This is a genomic window from Pseudoclavibacter sp. CFCC 11306 (genome assembly GCF_008831235.1).
Taxonomy (GTDB): Bacteria; Actinomycetota; Actinomycetes; order Actinomycetales; family Microbacteriaceae; genus Pseudoclavibacter_A.
This window is the reverse complement of record NZ_WBKF01000002.1, coordinates 281649-300590: the sequence shown is the minus strand read 5'-3', so window position 1 is coordinate 300590 and position 18942 is coordinate 281649. Positions and strand designations below refer to the sequence as shown.

Below are 18942 nucleotides of genomic sequence, written 5' to 3'. Positions count from 1 at the left end.
GAATGAGCGAACCGTCACAGCAGACTAAGACGAAGAACAGCCAGGGGAAGAGCACCGTCACAGGGCCTTCGCCCACGGCCGCAGCAGAGCCGAAGAGCGCACAGCTGCCACCCGACCGCTATCTGGATCGAGAGCTCTCGTGGCTGGGGTTCAACGAGCGCGTGCTGGAGCTGGCCGCAGACCCCGGGCTGCAGCTGCTCGAGCGAGCTTCGTTTCTGGCCATCTTCGCGAACAACCTCGACGAGTTCTTCATGGTGCGCGTCGCCGGCCTGAAGCGCCGCGTGGCACTCGGCATCGCCGTTCCCGCCGTTTCGGGCTATGCCCCGCTCGAGCTGCTCAGCGCGATCTCGAAAGAGGCACACCGTCTGCAGGAGCGCCAGTCGAGCATCCTGCACGAGCACGTTCTGCCAGAACTCGAGAAGGTCGGCATCGGCATCTCGCACTTCGACGACCTCGATCAGGCCGACCGCGCTCGTCTGCGCACCTACTTCGATGAGAAGGTCTTTCCGATCCTGACCCCTTTGGCGGTCGATTCGGCGCATCCCTTCCCGTACATCTCTGGCCTCTCGCTCAACTTGGCCGTGATCGTGCGCAACCCCACGACGAACAAGCGCGAGTTCGCCCGCGTCAAAGTGCCGCAGTCACTGCCCCGCTTCATTCGCGTCGGCGAGATCGGCGACGCGCAGACGCATTTCGTCCCGCTCGAAGAGCTCATCTCTGCGCATCTCGACCAGCTCTTCCCCGGCATGGAGGTCGTCGAGTCGCACGCCTTCCGCGTCACTCGCAACGAAGACCTCGAGGTCGACGAAGACGAGGCGGAGAATCTGCTGCAGGCGCTTGAGAAGGAGCTTCTGCGCCGCCGTTTCGGCCCGCCGGTTCGCCTCGAGGTGGCCAGCGACATCAACCCGACGATCCTCGAGCTGCTGGTCAGCGAACTGGGCGTGCAGAACGAAGACGTCTACAAGCTGCGCGAGCCGCTCGACCTCACCGGCCTGTTCGCCATCTCGGGGCTGAACAGACCCGAGCTGCACTACCCTGTCGCCGTTCCCGTCACCAATCGCTTTCTGCAGGACATCGAGCCGCATCAGCACGCCGAGTTCTTCGGGGCGATTCGTAAGCAGGACATCCTGCTGCATCACCCCTACGAGTCGTTCGCGACCAGCGTGCAGGCGTTCCTGGAGCATGCTGCGGCCGACCCGACCGTGCTCGCCATCAAGCAGACGCTGTACCGCACCTCGGGCGACAGCCCGATCGTGCAGGCGCTGATCGACGCGGCCGACGCAGGCAAGCAGGTGCTTGCCCTCGTCGAGATCAAAGCACGCTTCGACGAGGCCAACAACATCTCGTGGGCACGCAAGCTCGAACGCGCCGGCGTGCACGTCGTCTACGGTCTGGTCGGGCTGAAGACGCACTGCAAGCTCTCGCTCGCCGTGCGCGAAGAAGAGGGCCGTCTGGTGCGCTACAGCCACGTCGGCACCGGAAACTACAACCCGAAGACCGCACGTCTCTACGAAGACCTCGGCCTGCTCACCGCCTCCGAGGAGGTCGGAGCCGACCTGGGCCGGCTGTTCAACCACCTCTCGGGATACTCGGCCGAGTCGGACTACAACCGTCTGCTGGTCGCCCCCAAGACCATTCGCACGGGCCTGATCGATCTGGTCGACCAAGAGATCGCGCATGCACGCGCAGGCAAGACGAGCGGCATCAAGATCAAGGTCAACTCGCTGGTCGACGAGCAGATCATCGATTCGCTCTATCGTGCCAGCCAGGCCGGCGTTCCCGTCGAGGTCTGGGTGCGCGGCATCTGCGCACTCAAGCCGGGCGAGCCGGGGCTCAGCGAGAACATCACCGTACGCTCGGTGCTCGGTCGCTTTCTCGAGCACTCGCGAATCTTCTGGTTCGCGAACGAGGGCGACCCGATCGTGTACATCGGCAGCGCCGACATGATGCATCGCAACCTCGATCGTCGTGTCGAGGCGCTCGTGCGGCTGGTCGACCCCGACCAGATCTCAGAGCTCACCGATCTGCTCGCGATGGGTGTCGCCGACACCACCTCGTCATGGCACCTCAGCGCAGACGGCAGCTGGAAACGTCACTACCTCGACGATCACGGCAACCGGCTGCTCGATGTGCAGGAGGAGCTCCTGCGCATCGCCGCGACGCGCAAGGCTCGGGCTCGGGCGAAGCGCAAATGATCGTCGCCGCCGGAGTGCTCTGCTGGCGACGCATCGCCGGCGAGCCCTACATTCTGGTCATCCACCGCGCTGCCCATGATGACTACTCGTTTCCCAAGGGCAAACAGGACCCAGGCGAGAGCGTGCCTGAGACGGCCATTCGCGAGCTGCGCGAAGAGAGCCGGATTCGGGCCGCTCTCGGGCCGTATCTCGACGCCGTGCACTATCACGTCGGGGGCAAGCCCAAGGTCGTGCACTACTGGACCTCTCAGATCTCTGCCGAGCAGGTCAAAGACAGCGCAAAGCACTTCTCGCCGAATCACGAGGTCGACGAGCTGCTCTGGCTGCCCTTCGCCGAAGCGCAGCGACTGCTGACCTACGACTTCGACCGCGAGCTGCTCACTCGACTCGAGGGTCAGCTGCCCACGCTCGACCGCCCGATCCTCACGGTGGGGGTGCTGCGACACGCCAAGGCCACATCCCGTGTCGACTGGAGCAAAGGCGAGGCCAGCCGCCCGCTGACCTCGCACGGACAGTCCCAGTCCACACACCTGGCTGCGCTGCTGCAGTGCTGGGGAACGTTCCAGCAGATCGTGACGAGCCCGTGGCAGCGCTGTCTGTCAACGGTGCAGCCGTATGCGACAGCCTGCGGAACGCGCGTGCGTCGTGCCAGCGAACTCACCGAGACCGACTATGCCACCGACCCCGAGGCCTCGGAGCATCTGGTCACCGACGTCGTCTCGCAGGGACGTTCGGCTCTCTTCTGCACCCACCGGCCGGTGCTTCCGGGCGTGCTCTCGGCAGTCGGCGCGCTCATCGACGAGCCGGCCCGCGCCCGGCTGCTCTCACATGCCACGCTGGCACCAGCAGAGCTGGTGATCGCGCAGATCGCCCAGACGGGCGACACCGAGCACCCGTTCGAACTCGTCACGGTGGCGACCTATGCTCCCTTCGACGAAGAGAATGAGAGCTGACCTGCCTCGCCGCTGAGCGAAGCGCTGAGCGAGCACGGCAACCTGCCCGGGCCATCCTATTCACGAGGTGGCTCGGGCAGAGTGCTCTCAGGGCACGACCCGAACGGCCCTCCGTCGTTCACCTGCCGTTAAGGCACTGGTGAGAATCTCGACACCGAGCATCCGTAGGTTGAGAACCGAACCGGGCCGCTTCTCCCTGCGGCCGCATGCAAGAAACCTGAAAGGGTACATCGTGAAGAAGACTCGCCTCATCCAGGCCGCCGCACTGCTCGGCGTCGCCGCTATCTCGCTGTCGGCCTGCGCCAGCAACGAGAGCGGCAGCAGCTCATCGACCTCTTCGCTGAGCGGTCAGATCAGCGGCTCGGGAGCTTCGAGCCAGAGCGGCGCGCAGGAGGCATGGAAGGCCGGCTTCACCGCTGCGAACTCGGGCGTGACCGTCAACTACGACCCCGAGGGCTCGGGCGCCGGACGCAAGGCGTTCATCGGCGGCACCGCCGACTTCGCGGGCAGTGACGCCGCTGTCAGCACCGATGAGCTGGCCGGCAAGTTCGCCGCCTGCAAGACCAGTGACATCGTCGAGATTCCCGCGTACATCTCGCCCATCGCCGTGGCCTTCAAGCTCAACGGTATCGACTCGCTGAGCCTGGACGCTCCGACGATCACCAAGATCTTCGCCGGTCAGATCACCAAGTGGAACGACCCGGCCATCGCCGACCTCAACTCCGGTGTCACGCTGCCCGACACCACCATCAAGGTGATCTTCCGCGGCGACGAGTCGGGCACCACCAAGAACTTCCTGAACTACCTGAAGTCAGAGGCCGCTGACGCCTTCGGCGGCGCAGAGGTCGGCGAGACCTTCCCCTTCGCCTCAAACCCGAACGCACAGTCGGCTCAGAAGACCCAGGGCGTCAAGCAGGCGCTGAGCAGCGCAGAGGGTGCCATCGGCTACCTCGACGCCTCTCAGGCCGGCGACCTCGGCACTGTCGCCGTCAACGGCGTCAAGTACTCGGCCGACGCTGCCGCCAAGATCGTCGAGCACTCGAAGCTCATCGACGGCCGCGGCGACGCCGATCTGGCGTACAAGCTCGACTACAGCGTCGAGGGTGCCTACCCGATCGTGCTGGTCAGCTACCTGATCGGCTGCCAGGAGTACCAGACCGAAGGCAAGGGCGAGCTCGTCAAGGCCTACTTCGAGTACGTCATCAGCGCCGACGGCCAGAAGCAGGCTGCTGACCACGCCGGCTCGGCGCCGCTGAGCGATGCCGTCACCGAGAAGGCGAAGACCGCGGTCAACGCGATCAAGTAGCCAGAGACACCCGGTCGCCCATCGCGAGCCTCGCTGAGGCGGAGCGACACACCTTCGTCGCTCCGCCTCAGTCATCACCCAGCAGCACTTCTCCACGCGCCTCCACGTTCTGACCCGATGGGAACCATGAGCACCACCACAAGCCCTCAAGCCGCACCCCGGGCGAAACAGCGCCCCGGCGACATCGTCTTCTCACGCACGTCGCTCATCGCCGGCGTGCTGATCCTGGTCATCCTCGCCGGAGTCGCGATCTTCCTGGTCGGGCAGGCACTGCCCGCGTTCGGAGCATCGCGGGCGAGCGGCGACATTCCCGGCACGGCAGGCGACAACGTCTGGGAGTACGTCGGGCCGCTCGCCTTCGGCACGCTGTGGGTCGCCCTGATCGCCCTCCTGATCGCATTTCCGTTCTCGATCGGCATCGGCCTGTTCATCTCGCACTACGCGAACCGCAAGTTCGCTCAGGTTCTCGGCTACGTCATCGACCTCCTGGCCGCCATCCCCTCAGTCGTCTTCGGCCTCTGGGGCATCGCAGTGCTCGCGCCGGCCATCAAGCCCTTCTACGACTGGCTGTCGACCTACCTCGGATGGATCCCGCTGTTCGCCGGCCCGGTCGCCAACCCAGCCACCTCGGTACTGACCGCAGCCATCGTGCTGGCGATCATGATCCTGCCGATCATGACCGCCATGAACCGCGAAGTCTTTCTTCAAACCCCGGCTCTGCACGAAGAAGCCGCTCTCGCTCTCGGTGCCACCCACTGGGAAATGATCAAGATGGCGGTGCTGCCCTTCGCACGCCCGGGCATCATCTCAGGTGCGATGCTCGGCCTCGGCCGCGCACTCGGCGAGACCATGGCCGTGGCCATGGTGCTCTCGGCTACGCCCGGGCTAGTCAGCTTTGCTCTCTTGCAGGGGCAGAACCCGAACACCATCGCCGCCGCCATCGCGCAGAACTTTCCCGAGGCCTCAGGCACGAAGATCAGCGTGCTGATCTTCGGCGGTCTCGTGCTCTTCGTGATCAGCATCGCCGCCAACCTCGGCGCCCGCTGGATCGTCAACCGCCGCAAGGAATTCTCAGGAGCCAACTGATGAGCACAGCCAGCACTCTCTCAGCCTCTTCGGCGTTGGCCGGCAACAGCCGACGGCGCCGGGCCAAAGACGTCACGATGCGCGTGGTGGTCTGGGGCGCATTCCTCATCGCGCTGATCCCACTCGTCTCACTGCTCTGGGTCGTCGTCTCGAAGGGGCTCTCGCGCTTTGACGGCGAGTTCTTCAACAGTTCGATGCAGGTGCCGCTGGGCGCCCCCGGCGGCGCGATCCATGCCATCGTGGGCACCCTCATAGTCACGGGTTGGGCCGCGCTCATCTCGGTGCCGATCGGACTGATGACGGCGGTGTATCTCGTCGAGTACGGCCATGGCAGGCTCGCCAAGTCAATCACGTTCTTCGTCGACGTGATGACCGGCATCCCCTCGATCGTCGCCGGTCTGTTCGCCTTCTCAGTGTTCGTGATCTTCTTCGGCGCCGACGCGAAGATGGGCATCACCGGTGCGGTCGCCCTGTCAGTGCTCATGATCCCCGTGGTCGTGCGCTCGACCGAAGAGATGCTTCGCCTGGTGCCAAACGAGCTGCGAGAGGCCTCATACGCCCTCGGCGTGCCGAAGTGGCTCACCATCGTCAAGGTCGTGCTGCGCACCTCAGTGGCCGGCATCATGACCGGTGTCATGCTCGCCCTCGCCCGCGTCATCGGCGAGACAGCTCCTCTGCTGGTCACCGCCGGCCTGGCTTCGAACATGAACTACAACGCGTTCTCAGAGCGCATGACGACCCTGCCGGTGTTCGTGTACAACCAGTACCAGAACCCCGGCATCGACGCCGACCCGTACTATGCCCGCGCCTGGGCCGGTGCGCTGACCCTGGTGCTGATCGTCATGGTGCTGAACCTCGCGGCACGCATCATCGCCAAGATCTTCTCACCGAAGTCGCGCTAGCTCCACCCTCGCCTCCGACCTGCAGACCCACATCGTAAGGATTCACAGAACATGTCAAAACGCATCGTCGCCAAGGATCTCAACGTCTACTACAGCAAGTTCCTGGCCGTCGCCGATGTCAGCATGGACATCGAGCCGAAGTCAGTGACGGCCTTCATCGGTCCCTCGGGCTGTGGCAAGTCGACGTTCCTGCGCACGCTCAACCGCATGCACGAGGTCATTCCCGGCGCCCGTGTCGAGGGCGAAGTGCTGCTCGACGGCGAGAACCTCTACGGCCCGGGCGTCGACCCGGTGCTCGTGCGCCGCCAGGTGGGCATGGTGTTCCAGCGCCCCAACCCGTTTCCGACCATGTCGATTCGCGAGAACGTGCTGGCCGGCGTCACGCTGAACAACAGACGCATCTCGCGCAGCGACGCCGACGAGCTCGTGGAGAAGTCGCTGCGGGGAGCAAACCTCTGGAACGAGGTCAAAGACCGACTCGACGCCCCGGGCTCAGGCCTCTCGGGAGGCCAGCAGCAGCGTCTGTGCATCGCGCGCACCATCGCGGTGAAGCCCGATGTGGTGCTGATGGACGAGCCCTGCTCCGCACTCGACCCGATCTCGACGCTGGCCATCGAAGATCTGATCGAAGAGCTGAAGCTGCAGTACACGATCGTGATCGTGACGCACAATATGCAGCAGGCCTCACGTGTCTCTGACAAGACCGCGTTCTTCAACATCGAGGGCACCGGCAAGCCTGGCCGTCTCATCGAGTACGACGACACGCGCAAGATCTTCGCCAATCCGGCTGAGAAAGAGACCGAGGACTACATCTCGGGACGCTTCGGATAGAGCAAACACCGGCTGCCGTCGGCTTCGGAGGGGGAAGCCGACGGCGTCAGTGTCGGGTCACTCCGGATCGCTGGGATCGAGCGGGGCGTGATGGTCAAGGGCCACCACGCCCCGCTTCCAGTACCCCTGCACGTCGAGATCGCGACGGTCGAGCACCTCGAGACCGCGCAGATGACGCCGCACCGGAATCAGCGCCGACGCCTCGCCTGCCGCCCAGACGAACGTGCCCGCATCGAAGTCGATGCCGGCGACGGCATCCTCGAGAGCCGATGACGGCGCATCCGCAGGCACCCAGTTCAGGCTGGCGATGCGGGTTCGCAGCCGCACGTCGAGATACTCGGCATCGGCCTCGTCAGTGCCCCACACGATCACGTCGATGACCGTACGACCCGGCAGAGTCTCGAGCCAGCGGGCCAAGGCGGGCAGTGCCGTCGCATCCGCGATCAGCACGGCGCGAGCGGCTTCGAGCGGAGCCGTGCGCGATCCACGCGGGCCCGCGATCACCAAGTGGTCTCCGACGGCTGCCGCACGCGCCCAGTTCGTCGCCGGTCCGCCTTCGTGCAGCACGAAGTCAATGTCGATCTGTGCCTCGTGCCCGCCCTCGGCGGCACGCCACGCGCGTGGGGTGTAGTCACGGCTGATCAGCGGCGCATCAGGGCGTCGCAGGCGGCCCTCGGCATCGACGGCGGGCGCGTTGATCACCCCGTGCGCGTCAGGCAGAAAGAGCTTGACGTGATCGGCCGGCCCGGGTGCGAGAAAGTCGTCGAGCGTCGGCGACGAGAAGGTGATTCGCCGCATGGAAGGCGAGATCTGCGAGACGGCGCTGACCGTCACCTCGCGAACTCTGAGGTCATGGCGGATGCGCTGGCGGTCGAGCATGTCGGATCCTGTCTCTCTCGGGGAGGCAGCCGATCGGCACGTCATCGCCCTCGATCAGAAGTGGTGTGGCCAGGCCGCGAACGCCTCTCGGCGGAAGGCCGCTCGAAGCGGCAAAAGTTGGAGCCCGGGGTTACACGACCTGGCCAGCTCCCGTTGCCGAGAGCCATGTCAGTCTAGGGCATCCTGCGTCCAGAGCACAGCCCCCCTGCGAAAGACCACGACCATGTCGGTGAGCGTCCCGGCCTGGCGGGTGAGTCGTGCGGCCGCATCCGGCTCGGTGAGCTCGATCACGTCGACGTGCGCCAGGCAGCCGGCCGCGAGAACGCTGCAGAACGCCGCCGCCTGCATCAGAGCCAGGTGGAAGTCGCCGCTGAAGACGCCCCGCAGGATGCGTTCGCTGAGTCGCTGCACTTCGAGCACCTGTGCGGGCGTGTCGAGCCCGGTGACGATCGGGTCTGCGGTGCTCAGCCGCCGGACCCCGAGGTCGTAGAGCGCGGTCACCTCTTCGGTCGACGCCATGATGAGGCTGCGCAGCAGATAGATGCGCCAGAGCACGCCGGGCAGACTCTCGGCAGAGGCGGTCGCCCAAAGCTCCGTGATCGTTTCGACGCCGTGCTCGTCGGTGTAGTGAGACAGTCGTTTGAGCACGTTCTCATCGTCCATGCCTCGAGCCCGAGCCATCAGAGTTCGGGCGGTCTCATGAGCTAGGCGGTAGACCGCCGCCGGGTCGGCTGCGCCTTCGATTCTTTCGAACTCCCCGTCGCCGAAGAGCACGGGTCTGTGGTGTTCTCTCACCGCTCCAGTGTATGCGGAGGCCTCTGCCGCCGCTGCACTCGGCGACGCCGTCCGAGCCTGTCGACGTCGATCACGGCGATCTCGGTCGTCACGGTCGAGACCGGCTGAGTGACAGGCTGCCGATCGCCGTCGTCACCGGCCCCCGCGTGCTCGGCTCTGGGCTTCGAGGCGGCCGCAAGGTCGACATCCGCCGGCGTGCGAGCCTCACCCCCGTCGAGCTCGATGACGAAGGCATGACGCAGCCCGCCGTCGGGGTTTCGGTGCAGACGGCCATGGTGCGTGAGAAAGAGCCACCAGGCCGCCGCTCCTGCTGCTGCCAGACCCGAGGCTGCGGCGACGACCAACGACCAGCGAGGGCCGAACGTGTTCGCCACCCAGCCGACCAGCGGTGCGCCGAACGGGGTTCCGCCCATCAGCAGCGCCATGTAGAGCGCCATCACGCGGCCGCGCACGGTGGGGGCACTGGTCAGCTGCACGTAGCCGTTGGCGCTGGCGAGAATGGTCTGCGTACACAGCCCCAGCGCGACCAGTGCGATCGCGAAGGTGAGCAGCGTCGGGGCGAAGGCGGCTCCGAGCATGACGAACCCGAAGCCGACGGCACCGAGCATCACGCTGCGCAGCCGAGGCCGTTCGAGAGAGGCGCTGATGAGCGCACCGACGAGCGAGCCGATGCCGAGCACCGACGAGATGACGCCGTACTCCTGCGCCCCCTGCTGATACGTGACAGTGACCATCGCCGAGAGCAGAACCGGAAAGTTCATGCCGAAGGTGCCGATCAAGAAAATCATCAGCATCACGAGCTGCAGATCGGAGCGTCCGCGCACGTAGCGAATGCCCTCGAGGATGCCGCTGGTGCGCGCCGTCTTGGGCGTGGTCGCGACGGGTTCGCCGTAGTAGTCGCGAGGACGAATCAGCAGCAGCGCCGCGATCACCCCGACGAAGGTGAATCCGTTGATCACGAACACCCAGCCCGCGCCGACGATCGCGATGAGCACACCGGCGACGGCCGGGCCGGCCATGCGCGAGAGGTTGAACGACGTGGAGTTGAGCGCGACCGCGTTGCCGACCGCTCCACGGGGAACCAGGTCGCTGACGAACACCTGACGGGCCGGGGTGTCGAACGCACTGACCACGCCGAGGGCAAGGGCGAAGGCATAGATGTGCAGCAGATCGGGGCTGCCGAGCAGCACCCAAGCGCCCAAGGCGAAGCCGAGCAGCCCCATGACGATCTGGGTCACCAACAGCACACGACGACGCTGGAACCGGTCGCACACCATTCCGGCCAGCGGCGTCAGCAGGAGCTGCGGGCCGAACTGCAGGGCCGTGATGACGCCGACGGCAGCCGCGTCGTGGTCGGTGAGCTGGGTCAGAACGATCCAGTCTTGGGCCGTGCGCTGCATCCACATGCCGACGTTCGAGACCAGCGCGCCAGCGAACCAGCAGCGATAGTTGCGCACCGCGAGCGAGCGAAAGGTCGAGATCATCGGGCGGCGACCTCGCTGAGGTATGCGGCGGCGCGGCCGAGCTCGGCGCGCTGCTCGACGGTGAGAGCCGCGAGCTGCCGCCCGAGCCATTCGTCGCGGTGAGCCCGGGTGCGGTCGGCTTCGACTCGGCCGGATGCCGTGATGCGCAGTCGCGTCACGCGACGGTCGGTCTGCGACTGCTCGCGCTCGACGAGACCGGCCTCGACCAGATGCGACACAGTGCGGTTCATCGACGGAGGGCTGACCATGACGATCTCGGCCAGCGAGCCCAGCGTCTGCTCGCCGCTGCGGTCGAGGGTGAGCAGCACGGTCAGCTGAGCCGGAGTGACGCCGCCGGGGTTCTCTGAGCGCAGCCGCCGGTTGATACGAGCCACCGCAGTGCGCAGCTCTTCGGCGAGGTCGGCGATCGTGCGGAGCGAGGCGGAGTCAGAGCCGTCAGCGATCGCCGGAGCCGGCGGAGTCGACTGGGGCTGTGATCGTGAGACAGGTTCAGAGGTAGAAGAGACACTCATGTTGGCTACAACACTAGACAATTAGTTAGCCTAAGTAAATAGGAGCACTGGTAGCGAAAGGTTCGACGATTGTGGCACAATGATGGGCGGTGCGCCGCAAAGCGCACTGGGCCCCTCTAGCTCAATCGGAAGAGCAGCGGACTTTTAATCCGCGGGTAGAGAGATCGAAACTCTCGGGGGGCACGTCACGAGGGCTCCTCTCCCCAGCATTTACGCGGGAGAGGGGCCTTCTTTCGCATCCGGCGCACTCTTGGCCGAGCAGTGTGCCACGAGAAGCCGCCCGACATCCGCCCAATTCGTCCGGCCTGCTGCTCGCGACCGCGTTCAGTGTCGCTTCCGTGACACGCCGTGCAATGCAGACGACGCACCCCGCCAGTGGCAAGATGGCGATCATGTTCGCCTCGCGCAGAAACACCGGTGAGAGTCATCCGTACACCGGCCCGGTCACGACGCAGATGACCGCACTGACGGCATCGAAGCGCGGTCCGATCGCTGCGCTCACCCTCGGTGCCATCGGCATCGTGTTCGGCGACATCGGCACGAGCCCGCTGTACACGCTGCGCACGGTGCTGCGCTCTCACTCCGACGCCGACATCAACGAGCAGAGCGTGCTCGGCGTCATCTCAATGATCATTTGGTGCCTGATCGTCATCGTCACAGTGACATACGTCGGCATCATCACCCGAGCCGACAACCAGGGCGAGGGCGGCATCATCTCACTCGCCGCTATGATTCGACGCAAGAACGGACGCGGTGCTCGCGTCTCCGGGTTCGCGATCGCAGTCGCCGTGGTCGGCGCCGGGCTCTTTCTGGGTGACTCCATGATCACCCCGGCCATCTCGGTGATGAGCGCGTCGGAGGGTCTTTCGGTGGCAGACCCCGACTTCGGATCCTGGGTCGTGCCGATCTCAGTGGTGATTCTGGCTCTGCTGTTTCTCGTGCAGCCTCGGGGCACCGGGCGCATCGGCAAGGCCTTCGGTCCGATCATGGCGTTGTGGTTCGTCGTGCTCGCCGTGCTCGGCGTCGGCTGGCTCGCCACCGACCCCAGCGTGCTGCGAGCGCTCTCACCGACGTACGCGCTCTCCTTCGCAGCCGCACACCCATGGGTCGCGTTCATGGCTCTCGGAGCGGCTGTGCTCGCCGTCACAGGCGCCGAGGCGCTCTATGCCGACCTCGGGCACTTCGGCCGACGCCCGATCGTGCTCGGCTGGCTGATGTTCGCCTTCCCGGCACTGCTGCTGAACTACCTCGGCCAGGGTGCGATGCTGCTTCATGATCCTGACGCGCTCAGCAGTCCGTTCTTCCGCATGGCGCCGAGCTGGGCGCTGGTGCCGATCGTCGTGCTGGCAACGCTGGCGACGGTGATCGCCTCGCAGGCCGTGATCTCGGGCGCCTTCTCGATCGTGCGCCAGGCTGTTCGTCTGAGCCTGCTGCCGAGGCTCAAGATCGTGCAGACCTCACGCAGCAACGCCGGACAGATCTATCTGCCGGCGGTCAACGCGCTGCTGCTGGTCGGCGTGCTCGCCTTAGTGCTCGGATTCGGATCTTCCGAACGGCTCGCCTCTGCCTACGGGCTCGCGGTGACCGGCACCCTGGTGCTCGAGCTGACGCTCTTCTTGGTCTTCGCCCGCACGGTCTGGCAGTGGTCGTGGCCGGCCATCGCAACGATGGCGGTGCTCATCGGCGGGCTCGAGCTGCTGCTGCTGGCGGCGAACTCACTGAAAGTGATCACCGGCGGATGGCTGCCGCTCACGATCTCAGCGATCTTCGTCGTCATCATGTTCACCTGGAGCCGCGGCTCGAAGATCGCCTTCGGCCGACGCCACGATATGGAGGGGCCGATCGGCGACCTCGTCGACGAGGTGCGCTGCGGCGGCATCGACCGCGTGCCCGGAGTGGCCGTCTACCCACATGGCGACATCGCGACCACGCCGCTGGCTCTGCGCGCGAACATCGACTTCACGCACGTGCTGCACGAGCATGTCGTCATCGTCTGCGTGCGCAGCCTGGGCGTTCCGCATGTGCCGGTCGACCAGCGGATCGTCGTAGACAATCTCACCGACACAGAGGACGGCATCGTACAGCTGCGCTACCAAGTCGGTTTCAACGATTCGCAGAACATCCCTGCTGCGCTTGAGCAGTCCCGTGGTCTTTCGCCCGAGCTCGAGATCGATCCGTCGACGGCGACCTACGTGCTCTCTGTGTTCCGCATCGAGCCGGGTGCGACAGAACACGTCGCGCACTGGCCTCGGTGGCAGCGCCGCCTCTTTCGTGCGCTTGAGCGACTGTCGACGAACCGCACGCAGGCGTTTCACCTGCCGCCAGAGCGCACGGTCGTGATGGGGGCCGAGCTGCAGGTGTGATCAGTGCTCGGCAGTGATCACCGGATCGCCCCGAGGCCACACCGACTCCTCGCGATCACAGCCGGTCACTGGTCTCCCCTGCCCGCTCGCTGTTAGGCTGCTGGGCAACGACTGGCTGATACCTGAGAAAGGCACTGACATGACCATTCCTCCTCCTTATGAGCCTCCGGCGTCGCCAAACGGCCCAAAGCCGACCGATGGCAGTGGCCAGCAGCCGCCGCAGCCACCGCGTCCGCCGCAGCCACCGCGTCCGCAGCAGCCACCGCAGTATGCCGCGCCCCAGCCTCCCCAGGCCGGAGGCCTCCAGCAGCCGCAGTACGGCGCGCCGGGCCAGTACGGTCAGCCGCCCCAGCAGCCTCCGCAGCCGCCCCAGTATGGCGGCCCGCAGGGATACGGCCAGCCCTCGGGGCCGCTCGGCGCAAGCGATCCCGACGACCTCACCCTCCCGCTCTACGGTGCGACGATCAAGCAGGCGGTCGTCCGCTGGCTCAAGAACTACGTGAACTTCTCAGGGCGTGCCAGCCGCAGCGAGTTCTGGTGGGTCATGCTGGTCAACGCCGTGATCTCGTTCGTGCTGAGCGTGCTGACGGGGGTCGGCTCGCGCACCGAGGTCTCGACCGTGCGCGTCGGCGACCAGCTCATGACCACCCAGCAGTCCGTGCCCGGGCCGTTCGGCATCGCTGTCACCGTGATTCTGGTGCTTTACAGCCTGGCCGTGCTGCTGCCCACACTCGGACTCGTCTGGCGCCGCTTCCATGACACCGACAAGTCGGGCGCCTTCTACTTCCTGTCGCTGATCCCGTTCGCCGGCGGCATCATCGTGATCGTGCTGCTCGCCCTCGACTCCAAGCCTGAGGGCGCACGGTTCGATCGAAGGTAGCTCCTTCCGAGCTGCCGCCGGGCGTTGGAGCTGCGTCAGCCGGGCATGACACAGGCCGGGTCAGACATCAACGAATGATGTCTGACCCGGCCTTTTCGTCTGTCTGCATCGCGTTCAGGTCATTTGTGCAGAACGAACACCCGCCGAGGCATCGAGACATGGCAGATGTCCTCCTGAATCGTCGAGACATGGAAGTTGGCATGTCTCGATGGGGAGGGCAGTCATATGGCATGTCTCGATGGCGCAGCATCAGACGACGAGCCATGCCGTGGGCCACAATCTCAGGCAGACAGGCACCCAGCAGCCAAGCGCCCAAGCAGACAGGAAAAGGGCGGGATGCGGCATCCCCCGATTCCGCATCCCGCCCCGTCTGTAGGCGTCACCCACGCTCATGCCCAAGTGACGCCGGTCTGTGAGTCGCGGCCCCGTTCGATTCGGGTGCCGCAGTGCAAGCCTAGCCCTCGAAGCCCGGCACGTGCCGCTCATCGACGCCGTTGTACAGCGAGAGCGGGCGAATCAGCGCGTTGCTCGCGCGCTGTTCGATGATGTGCGCCGTCCAACCGGTGACGCGGGCCGCCACGAAGATCGGCGTGAACGTCGGAATGTCGAACCCGAGCAGAAAGTACGCTGGACCGGCCGGGTAGTCGAGGTTCGGCTTGATGCCCTTGGCCTCGTCGACCTCTTTGGCCAGCGCGTCATAGAGACGCTTCAGGTCGTCGCGGTCGTAGCGGTCGATCAGCTCGAGCGTCGACTGCTGCATGGTCGGCACGCGCGAGTCGCCCTTCTTGTAGACGCGGTGCCCGAAGCCCATGACCTTGCGCTTTTCGGAGAACGCCTGAGTCAGCCAGTCGTGCGCGGCCTGCTCGATCTCGACACCCTGCTGCTCGGCCTGCGCGTTGATCTCGTTGAAGATATGCAGCACCGCCTCGTTCGCTCCGCCGTGCAGCGGCCCCTTCAGCGCGCCGATCGCGCCGGTGACCGCCGAGTAGAGGTCGCTCAGCGTCGAGGTGATGACGCGGGCGGTGAAGGTCGACGCGTTGAACGAGTGCTCTGCGTACAGAATCAGCGACACCCTGAATGCGTCGACCTCGAAGTCGTCGGGCTCCTTGCCGAAGGTCTGCCAGAGAAAGTTCGCCGAATAGTCGAGATCGGCGTTCGGCTCGACGTATGCCTCGCCGCGGCGGCGACGCTGATCGTACGAGACGATCGACGGCAGCTTCGCGAAGAGGTTCACCGCTTTCTCGAGCTCGGCCTCGGGCGACTCGTCAGCCGTCTTGGGGTCGTTCGCACCGATCACGCTGACGGCCGTGCGCACGACATCCATCGGATGCGAGTCAGTCGGCAGCGAGTCGATGACGGCTTTGACGTTCGCATCGAGACCGCGCAGCGAGCGCTCGGTCGACACGAACTCGGCGAGCTGCTCGTCATTGGGCAGCTCACCGTGCCAGAGCAGATAGGCGACGGCCTCGAACGACTGCGTCGCAGCGAGCTCCTGCACGGGGTAGCCGCGGTAGAGCAGCGAGTTCGTCTCGGGGTTCACCTTCGAGATGGCGGTGTAGTCGACGGGCACACCGGCCAGGCCCTTGTAGATCTCAGTCATGATTGTCTCTTTCGAAATGCGGATCAGTGGTAGTTGTCGCGCTCGACGTCGAAGTTGAACACCGAGGTGTCGAACTCGCTGTACGCCGGGTAGTCGACCAGCTCGTAGAGGTCGGCTCGGGTCTGCATGTGCTCGACCTGCGAGCTCAGGCTGCCTTCGCTGATGATCGCGTCGAGCCCGCGCTCAGCGGCGCCCAACGCCAGTCGCTGCAGCGAGACCGGGTAGATCACCAGGTTGAACCCGAGATCCTGCAGCTGCTGATTCGTGAACAGCTCGCTCTTGCCGAACTCGGTCATGTTCGCCAGCAGGGGCACGTCGACCGCCTGGCGGAACGCCTCGAACTCGCCCAGATCTCTCAGGGCCTCCGGAAAGATGCCGTCGGCGCCCGCGTCGACCAAGGCCTTCGCCCGGTCGATGGCCGCTTCAAGCCCCTCAGACCCTCTGATGTCGGTGCGCGCCAGGATCACCAGGTTCTCGTCGCGGCGCGCCTCGACGGCGGCATGGATTCGATTGACCGCCGTCGCCTGATCGACGACGGCTTTGCCGTCAAGGTGGCCGCATCGCTTCGGGTTGACCTGATCTTCGATGTGGATGCCGGCGACGCCCGCATCTTCGAGCTCCTGAACCGTGCGGGCCACGTTCATGGGCTCACCGAAGCCGGTGTCGGCGTCGACGAGCACCGGCAGATCGGTCGAGCGCGCATAGGTGTGCACGCGGCCGGCGACCTCGGTGAGCGTCGTCAGGCCGATGTCGGGAAAGCCGAGATCGTTGGCGAGCACGCCGCCCGACGCATAGACACCTTCGAAGCCTTTGCGCTCGATCAGCCGCGCCGAGAGCGCGTTGAACGCACCTGGCAGCCGCTGCAGCCGGCCGCTGGCCAGCCCGTCGCGAAAGGCTCGGCGCTTCGCCTCGGGGGTGACTTTCGAGTACAGCATCAGAAGATTCCCTTCGGGTCGTTGACGCTCTCGAGCAGGCCGGGCCTGGCCACGATGGTCAGCTCGCCCAGCTCGTCGGCAGTCAGAGTGTCAAGGCGCTGAGCGACATCGAGGAAGCGCTCGATCTCGCTGGGCTCGAGCACGGGCTCGGCGAGGGTCTTGAACTTCTGGATGTAGTTCTCTCGCTGGAACGGGTGTGCGCCCAGCGGGTGCGCGTCGGCGACGGCGATCTCTGCCGTGATGTGCGAACCGTCGGCGAGCTCGATCTCGGCGCGACCGCCGAAGGCCTTCTCATCAGGATCGATCGAATGGTAGCGACGGGTCCACTCGGCATCCTCTTCGGTGGTGATCTTGTGCCACAGCTGCACGGTGTCAGGCCGACCGGCGCGCTCGGGAGCATAGGAGTCGACGTGGTGCCAGCGGCCGTCCTGCAGTGCGACTGCGAAGATGTACGGAATCGAGTGGTCCAGCGTCTCACGGCTCGCGGTCGGGTCGTACTTCTGCGGGTCGTTCGCGCCCGAGCCGATCACGTAGTGCGTGTGGTGCGACGTGTGCAGCACGATCGACTTGACGTTCGCGGGGTTCGCCAGTTCCGGGTGCTCGTTGTGCAGCTTGCGGGCGAGATCGATCCAGGCCTGCGCCTGGTACTCGGCTGAGTGCTCCTTGGTGTAGGTGTCGAGAATGCCGCGCTTGACCTCACCGCGCTCGGGAAGCGGAACCGAGTAATGCGCGTCGGGGCCGTCCAGCATCCACGCGATCACGCCGTCCTCGCCTTCGTAGATGGGCTCGGGGCTGGTCTGGCCGCGCATCGCACGGTCGACCGCCTCGACGGCCATCTTCGCGGCGAATGCCGGGGCATGCGCCTTCCAGGTCGAGATCTGCCCCTTGCGAGACTGACGCGTCGCGGTGGTGGTGTGCAGCGCCTGGCCAATCGCCTGGAAGATCACTTCGGGATCGAGATGCAGCAGCGTGCCGAGGCCGGCGGCGATCGACGGGCCGAGGTGGGCCACATGGTCGATCTTGTGTTTGTGCAGGCTGATCGCGCGCACCAGGTCGACTTGGATCTCGTAGCCGGTGGCGATGCCGCGCACGACGTCGTGGCCGGAGACCTGTGCACTGCGGGTGCCGGTGACGTGCTGCGCCACGGCGATCATCGCGGGGATGTTGTCGCCGGGGTGCGAGTACTCAGCCGCGAGGAAGGTGTCGTGATAGTCGAGCTCGCGCACGGCGACGCCGTTGGCCCAGGTGGCCCACTCTGGCGAGTAGCGCTTGGGAATGGGCAGGCCGAAGACCGTCGAGCCGCCCCGCGTGAACGGGTGAGCCTTTGCCTGTGCGCGAGCGGAGACGATCGGGGCGCGCAGCAGCGATGCCGCGGCCACCGAGGCGTTGTCGATCACACGGTTGATGACCTCGTCGGTCACCTCCTGACTGACCTCGACGGGGTCAGCGGCGACCTCGGCGATCTTCCAGGCGAGCTGATCTTTGCGAGCCAGGTTCTCTTCGCTCTTGTACACACGGACGTCATGCTGTCTCACGAGCATCTCCTTCATCTGGGCTGACGGCGTCAGCGGAGTGGGTCTCGAGACTGGCGGCCTTCGCCAGTCGGTGGGAAAGACTGTTATAGAGGTGCACGTGCGTGGCGTGCGCAGCGAGGTCGCCGTCGCCGTCGATGATCGCCTGCACGATGAGCGCGTGCTCGCGGGCGGCGTCCATGAGTCGGGCGCGATCGCTGCGCGCCATGTGGCGGATGCGAGCGAGATGCGTGCGCACCGTCGCCATCGCCGAGACCAGGTAGGGATTCCGCACGGCCTGGTCGAGGGCGTCGTCGAGGCGGTTGACGAGTTCGTAGTAGTCGTGCCGGTTGCGGTCACGGGTGTTGAGCAGGTCGCTGACGTGCTGGAAGTCCACGAGCAGCGTTCGGAACACGTCGGCGTCACGATTGCGCGCGGCGAGTCGAGCAGCCTGGCATTCCAGGGCCAGACGCACGTCATAGAGCTCGCTGATGTTCTCGAACGAGACCTCTGAGACCTCGACGCCGCGTGGCCGCTGCACCGCCAAGCCCTCGCTGATCAGCTGCCGCAGGGCCTCGCGAACCGGGGTGCGGGAGATGCCGAGGCGCACTGCCTGCTCAACCTCGCCCAGCACCGTGCCCGCGGGCAGATCGCCGTTGGTGATCTCTTCACGGAGAGTCTGATACGCCCGGTCACCTGCGCGCATGATC

The 18942-nt window shown here is 65.7% G+C and carries 16 protein-coding genes and 1 tRNA gene; 9 read left to right on the top strand and 8 right to left on the bottom strand.

Features of this window, described 5'->3' with window-relative positions:
• Positions 1-2 precede the first annotated feature (2 nt).
• The 6 genes from F8O09_RS08210 (at position 3) to pstB (ending at position 7273) form a co-directional block, all read left to right on the top strand.
• Positions 3-2195 (top strand): RNA degradosome polyphosphate kinase, encoded by a 2193-nt coding sequence (locus F8O09_RS08210; RefSeq protein ID WP_158054840.1) that lies wholly within the window; start codon positions 3-5, stop codon positions 2193-2195.
• Positions 2192-3148, top strand: coding sequence for an NUDIX hydrolase (locus F8O09_RS08205; RefSeq protein WP_158054838.1), 957 nt, complete (start codon positions 2192-2194; stop codon positions 3146-3148). The genes F8O09_RS08210 and F8O09_RS08205 overlap by 4 nt, the downstream gene beginning before the upstream one ends.
• Before the next feature lie 232 nt (positions 3149-3380).
• Positions 3381-4454, top strand: coding sequence for a phosphate ABC transporter substrate-binding protein PstS (locus F8O09_RS08200; protein ID WP_158054836.1), 1074 nt, complete (start codon positions 3381-3383; stop codon positions 4452-4454).
• 126 nt (positions 4455-4580) lie between these two features.
• On the top strand, positions 4581-5540 hold the full coding sequence (pstC, locus tag F8O09_RS08195) for a phosphate ABC transporter permease subunit PstC (protein WP_158054834.1): 960 nt from the start codon (positions 4581-4583) through the stop codon (positions 5538-5540).
• Positions 5540-6442, top strand: a complete 903-nt coding sequence (gene pstA / locus F8O09_RS08190) for a phosphate ABC transporter permease PstA (protein WP_158054832.1) — start codon at positions 5540-5542, stop codon at positions 6440-6442. Before pstC ends, pstA begins: the two co-directional genes overlap by 1 nt.
• 51 nt (positions 6443-6493) lie before the next feature.
• Entirely contained in the window at positions 6494-7273 is a 780-nt protein-coding gene (gene pstB / locus F8O09_RS08185) for a phosphate ABC transporter ATP-binding protein PstB (RefSeq protein WP_158030252.1), read from the top strand.
• A 57-nt stretch (positions 7274-7330) separates the two neighbouring features.
• Here the strand turns inward: pstB and F8O09_RS08180 are convergent, their stop codons facing one another.
• The 4 genes from F8O09_RS08180 to F8O09_RS08165 all read right to left on the bottom strand — a co-directional run bounded on the left by F8O09_RS08180 (position 7331) and on the right by F8O09_RS08165 (position 10943).
• Positions 7331-8152, bottom strand: a complete 822-nt coding sequence (locus tag F8O09_RS08180; RefSeq protein WP_192497623.1) for a siderophore-interacting protein — start codon at positions 8150-8152, stop codon at positions 7331-7333.
• Between the two features lie 168 nt (positions 8153-8320).
• Complete coding sequence (locus F8O09_RS08175; RefSeq protein ID WP_158054828.1) at positions 8321-8947, bottom strand: DNA-directed RNA polymerase subunit beta; 627 nt, start codon at positions 8945-8947, stop codon at positions 8321-8323.
• On the bottom strand, positions 8944-10431 hold the full coding sequence (locus F8O09_RS08170; protein WP_158054826.1) for an MFS transporter: 1488 nt from the start codon (positions 10429-10431) through the stop codon (positions 8944-8946). The genes F8O09_RS08175 and F8O09_RS08170 overlap by 4 nt, the downstream gene beginning before the upstream one ends.
• Complete coding sequence (locus F8O09_RS08165; protein ID WP_158054824.1) at positions 10428-10943, bottom strand: MarR family winged helix-turn-helix transcriptional regulator; 516 nt, start codon at positions 10941-10943, stop codon at positions 10428-10430. The genes F8O09_RS08170 and F8O09_RS08165 overlap by 4 nt, the downstream gene beginning before the upstream one ends.
• Positions 10944-11053: 110 nt before the next feature.
• Here F8O09_RS08165 and F8O09_RS08160 point away from each other — a divergent pair.
• The 3 genes from F8O09_RS08160 to F8O09_RS10600 all read left to right on the top strand — a co-directional run bounded on the left by F8O09_RS08160 (position 11054) and on the right by F8O09_RS10600 (position 14186).
• Positions 11054-11126 (top strand) — tRNA-Lys (locus F8O09_RS08160).
• A gap of 155 nt (positions 11127-11281) precedes the next feature.
• Positions 11282-13306: a potassium transporter Kup gene (locus F8O09_RS08155; protein ID WP_225732949.1), complete on the top strand. Its 2025-nt coding sequence runs from the start codon at positions 11282-11284 to the stop codon at positions 13304-13306.
• A gap of 139 nt (positions 13307-13445) precedes the next feature.
• The gene (locus F8O09_RS10600) at positions 13446-14186 is read left to right on the top strand and encodes a DUF805 domain-containing protein (protein ID WP_158054823.1); all 741 of its coding nucleotides are present in this window, start codon (positions 13446-13448) and stop codon (positions 14184-14186) included.
• A gap of 454 nt (positions 14187-14640) precedes the next feature.
• On the opposite strand, the gene F8O09_RS08145 is transcribed toward F8O09_RS10600, so the two are convergent.
• Genes F8O09_RS08145 through F8O09_RS08130 form a run of 4 tightly spaced genes read right to left on the bottom strand, consistent with a single transcriptional unit; the run spans position 14641 to position 18938 of the window.
• On the bottom strand, positions 14641-15786 hold the full coding sequence (locus F8O09_RS08145; protein ID WP_158054821.1) for a bifunctional 2-methylcitrate synthase/citrate synthase: 1146 nt from the start codon (positions 15784-15786) through the stop codon (positions 14641-14643).
• A gap of 23 nt (positions 15787-15809) precedes the next feature.
• On the bottom strand, positions 15810-16721 hold the full coding sequence (gene prpB / locus F8O09_RS08140) for a methylisocitrate lyase (protein ID WP_158030262.1): 912 nt from the start codon (positions 16719-16721) through the stop codon (positions 15810-15812).
• Positions 16721-18262, bottom strand: a complete 1542-nt coding sequence (locus tag F8O09_RS08135; RefSeq protein ID WP_158054819.1) for an MmgE/PrpD family protein — start codon at positions 18260-18262, stop codon at positions 16721-16723. Before F8O09_RS08135 ends, prpB begins: the two co-directional genes overlap by 1 nt.
• Positions 18243-18938 carry a GntR family transcriptional regulator gene (locus F8O09_RS08130; protein ID WP_158054817.1) on the bottom strand — a complete coding sequence of 232 codons (696 nt, stop codon included), beginning with the start codon at positions 18936-18938 and terminating at the stop codon, positions 18243-18245. The genes F8O09_RS08135 and F8O09_RS08130 overlap by 20 nt, the downstream gene beginning before the upstream one ends.
• Positions 18939-18942 lie beyond the last annotated feature (4 nt).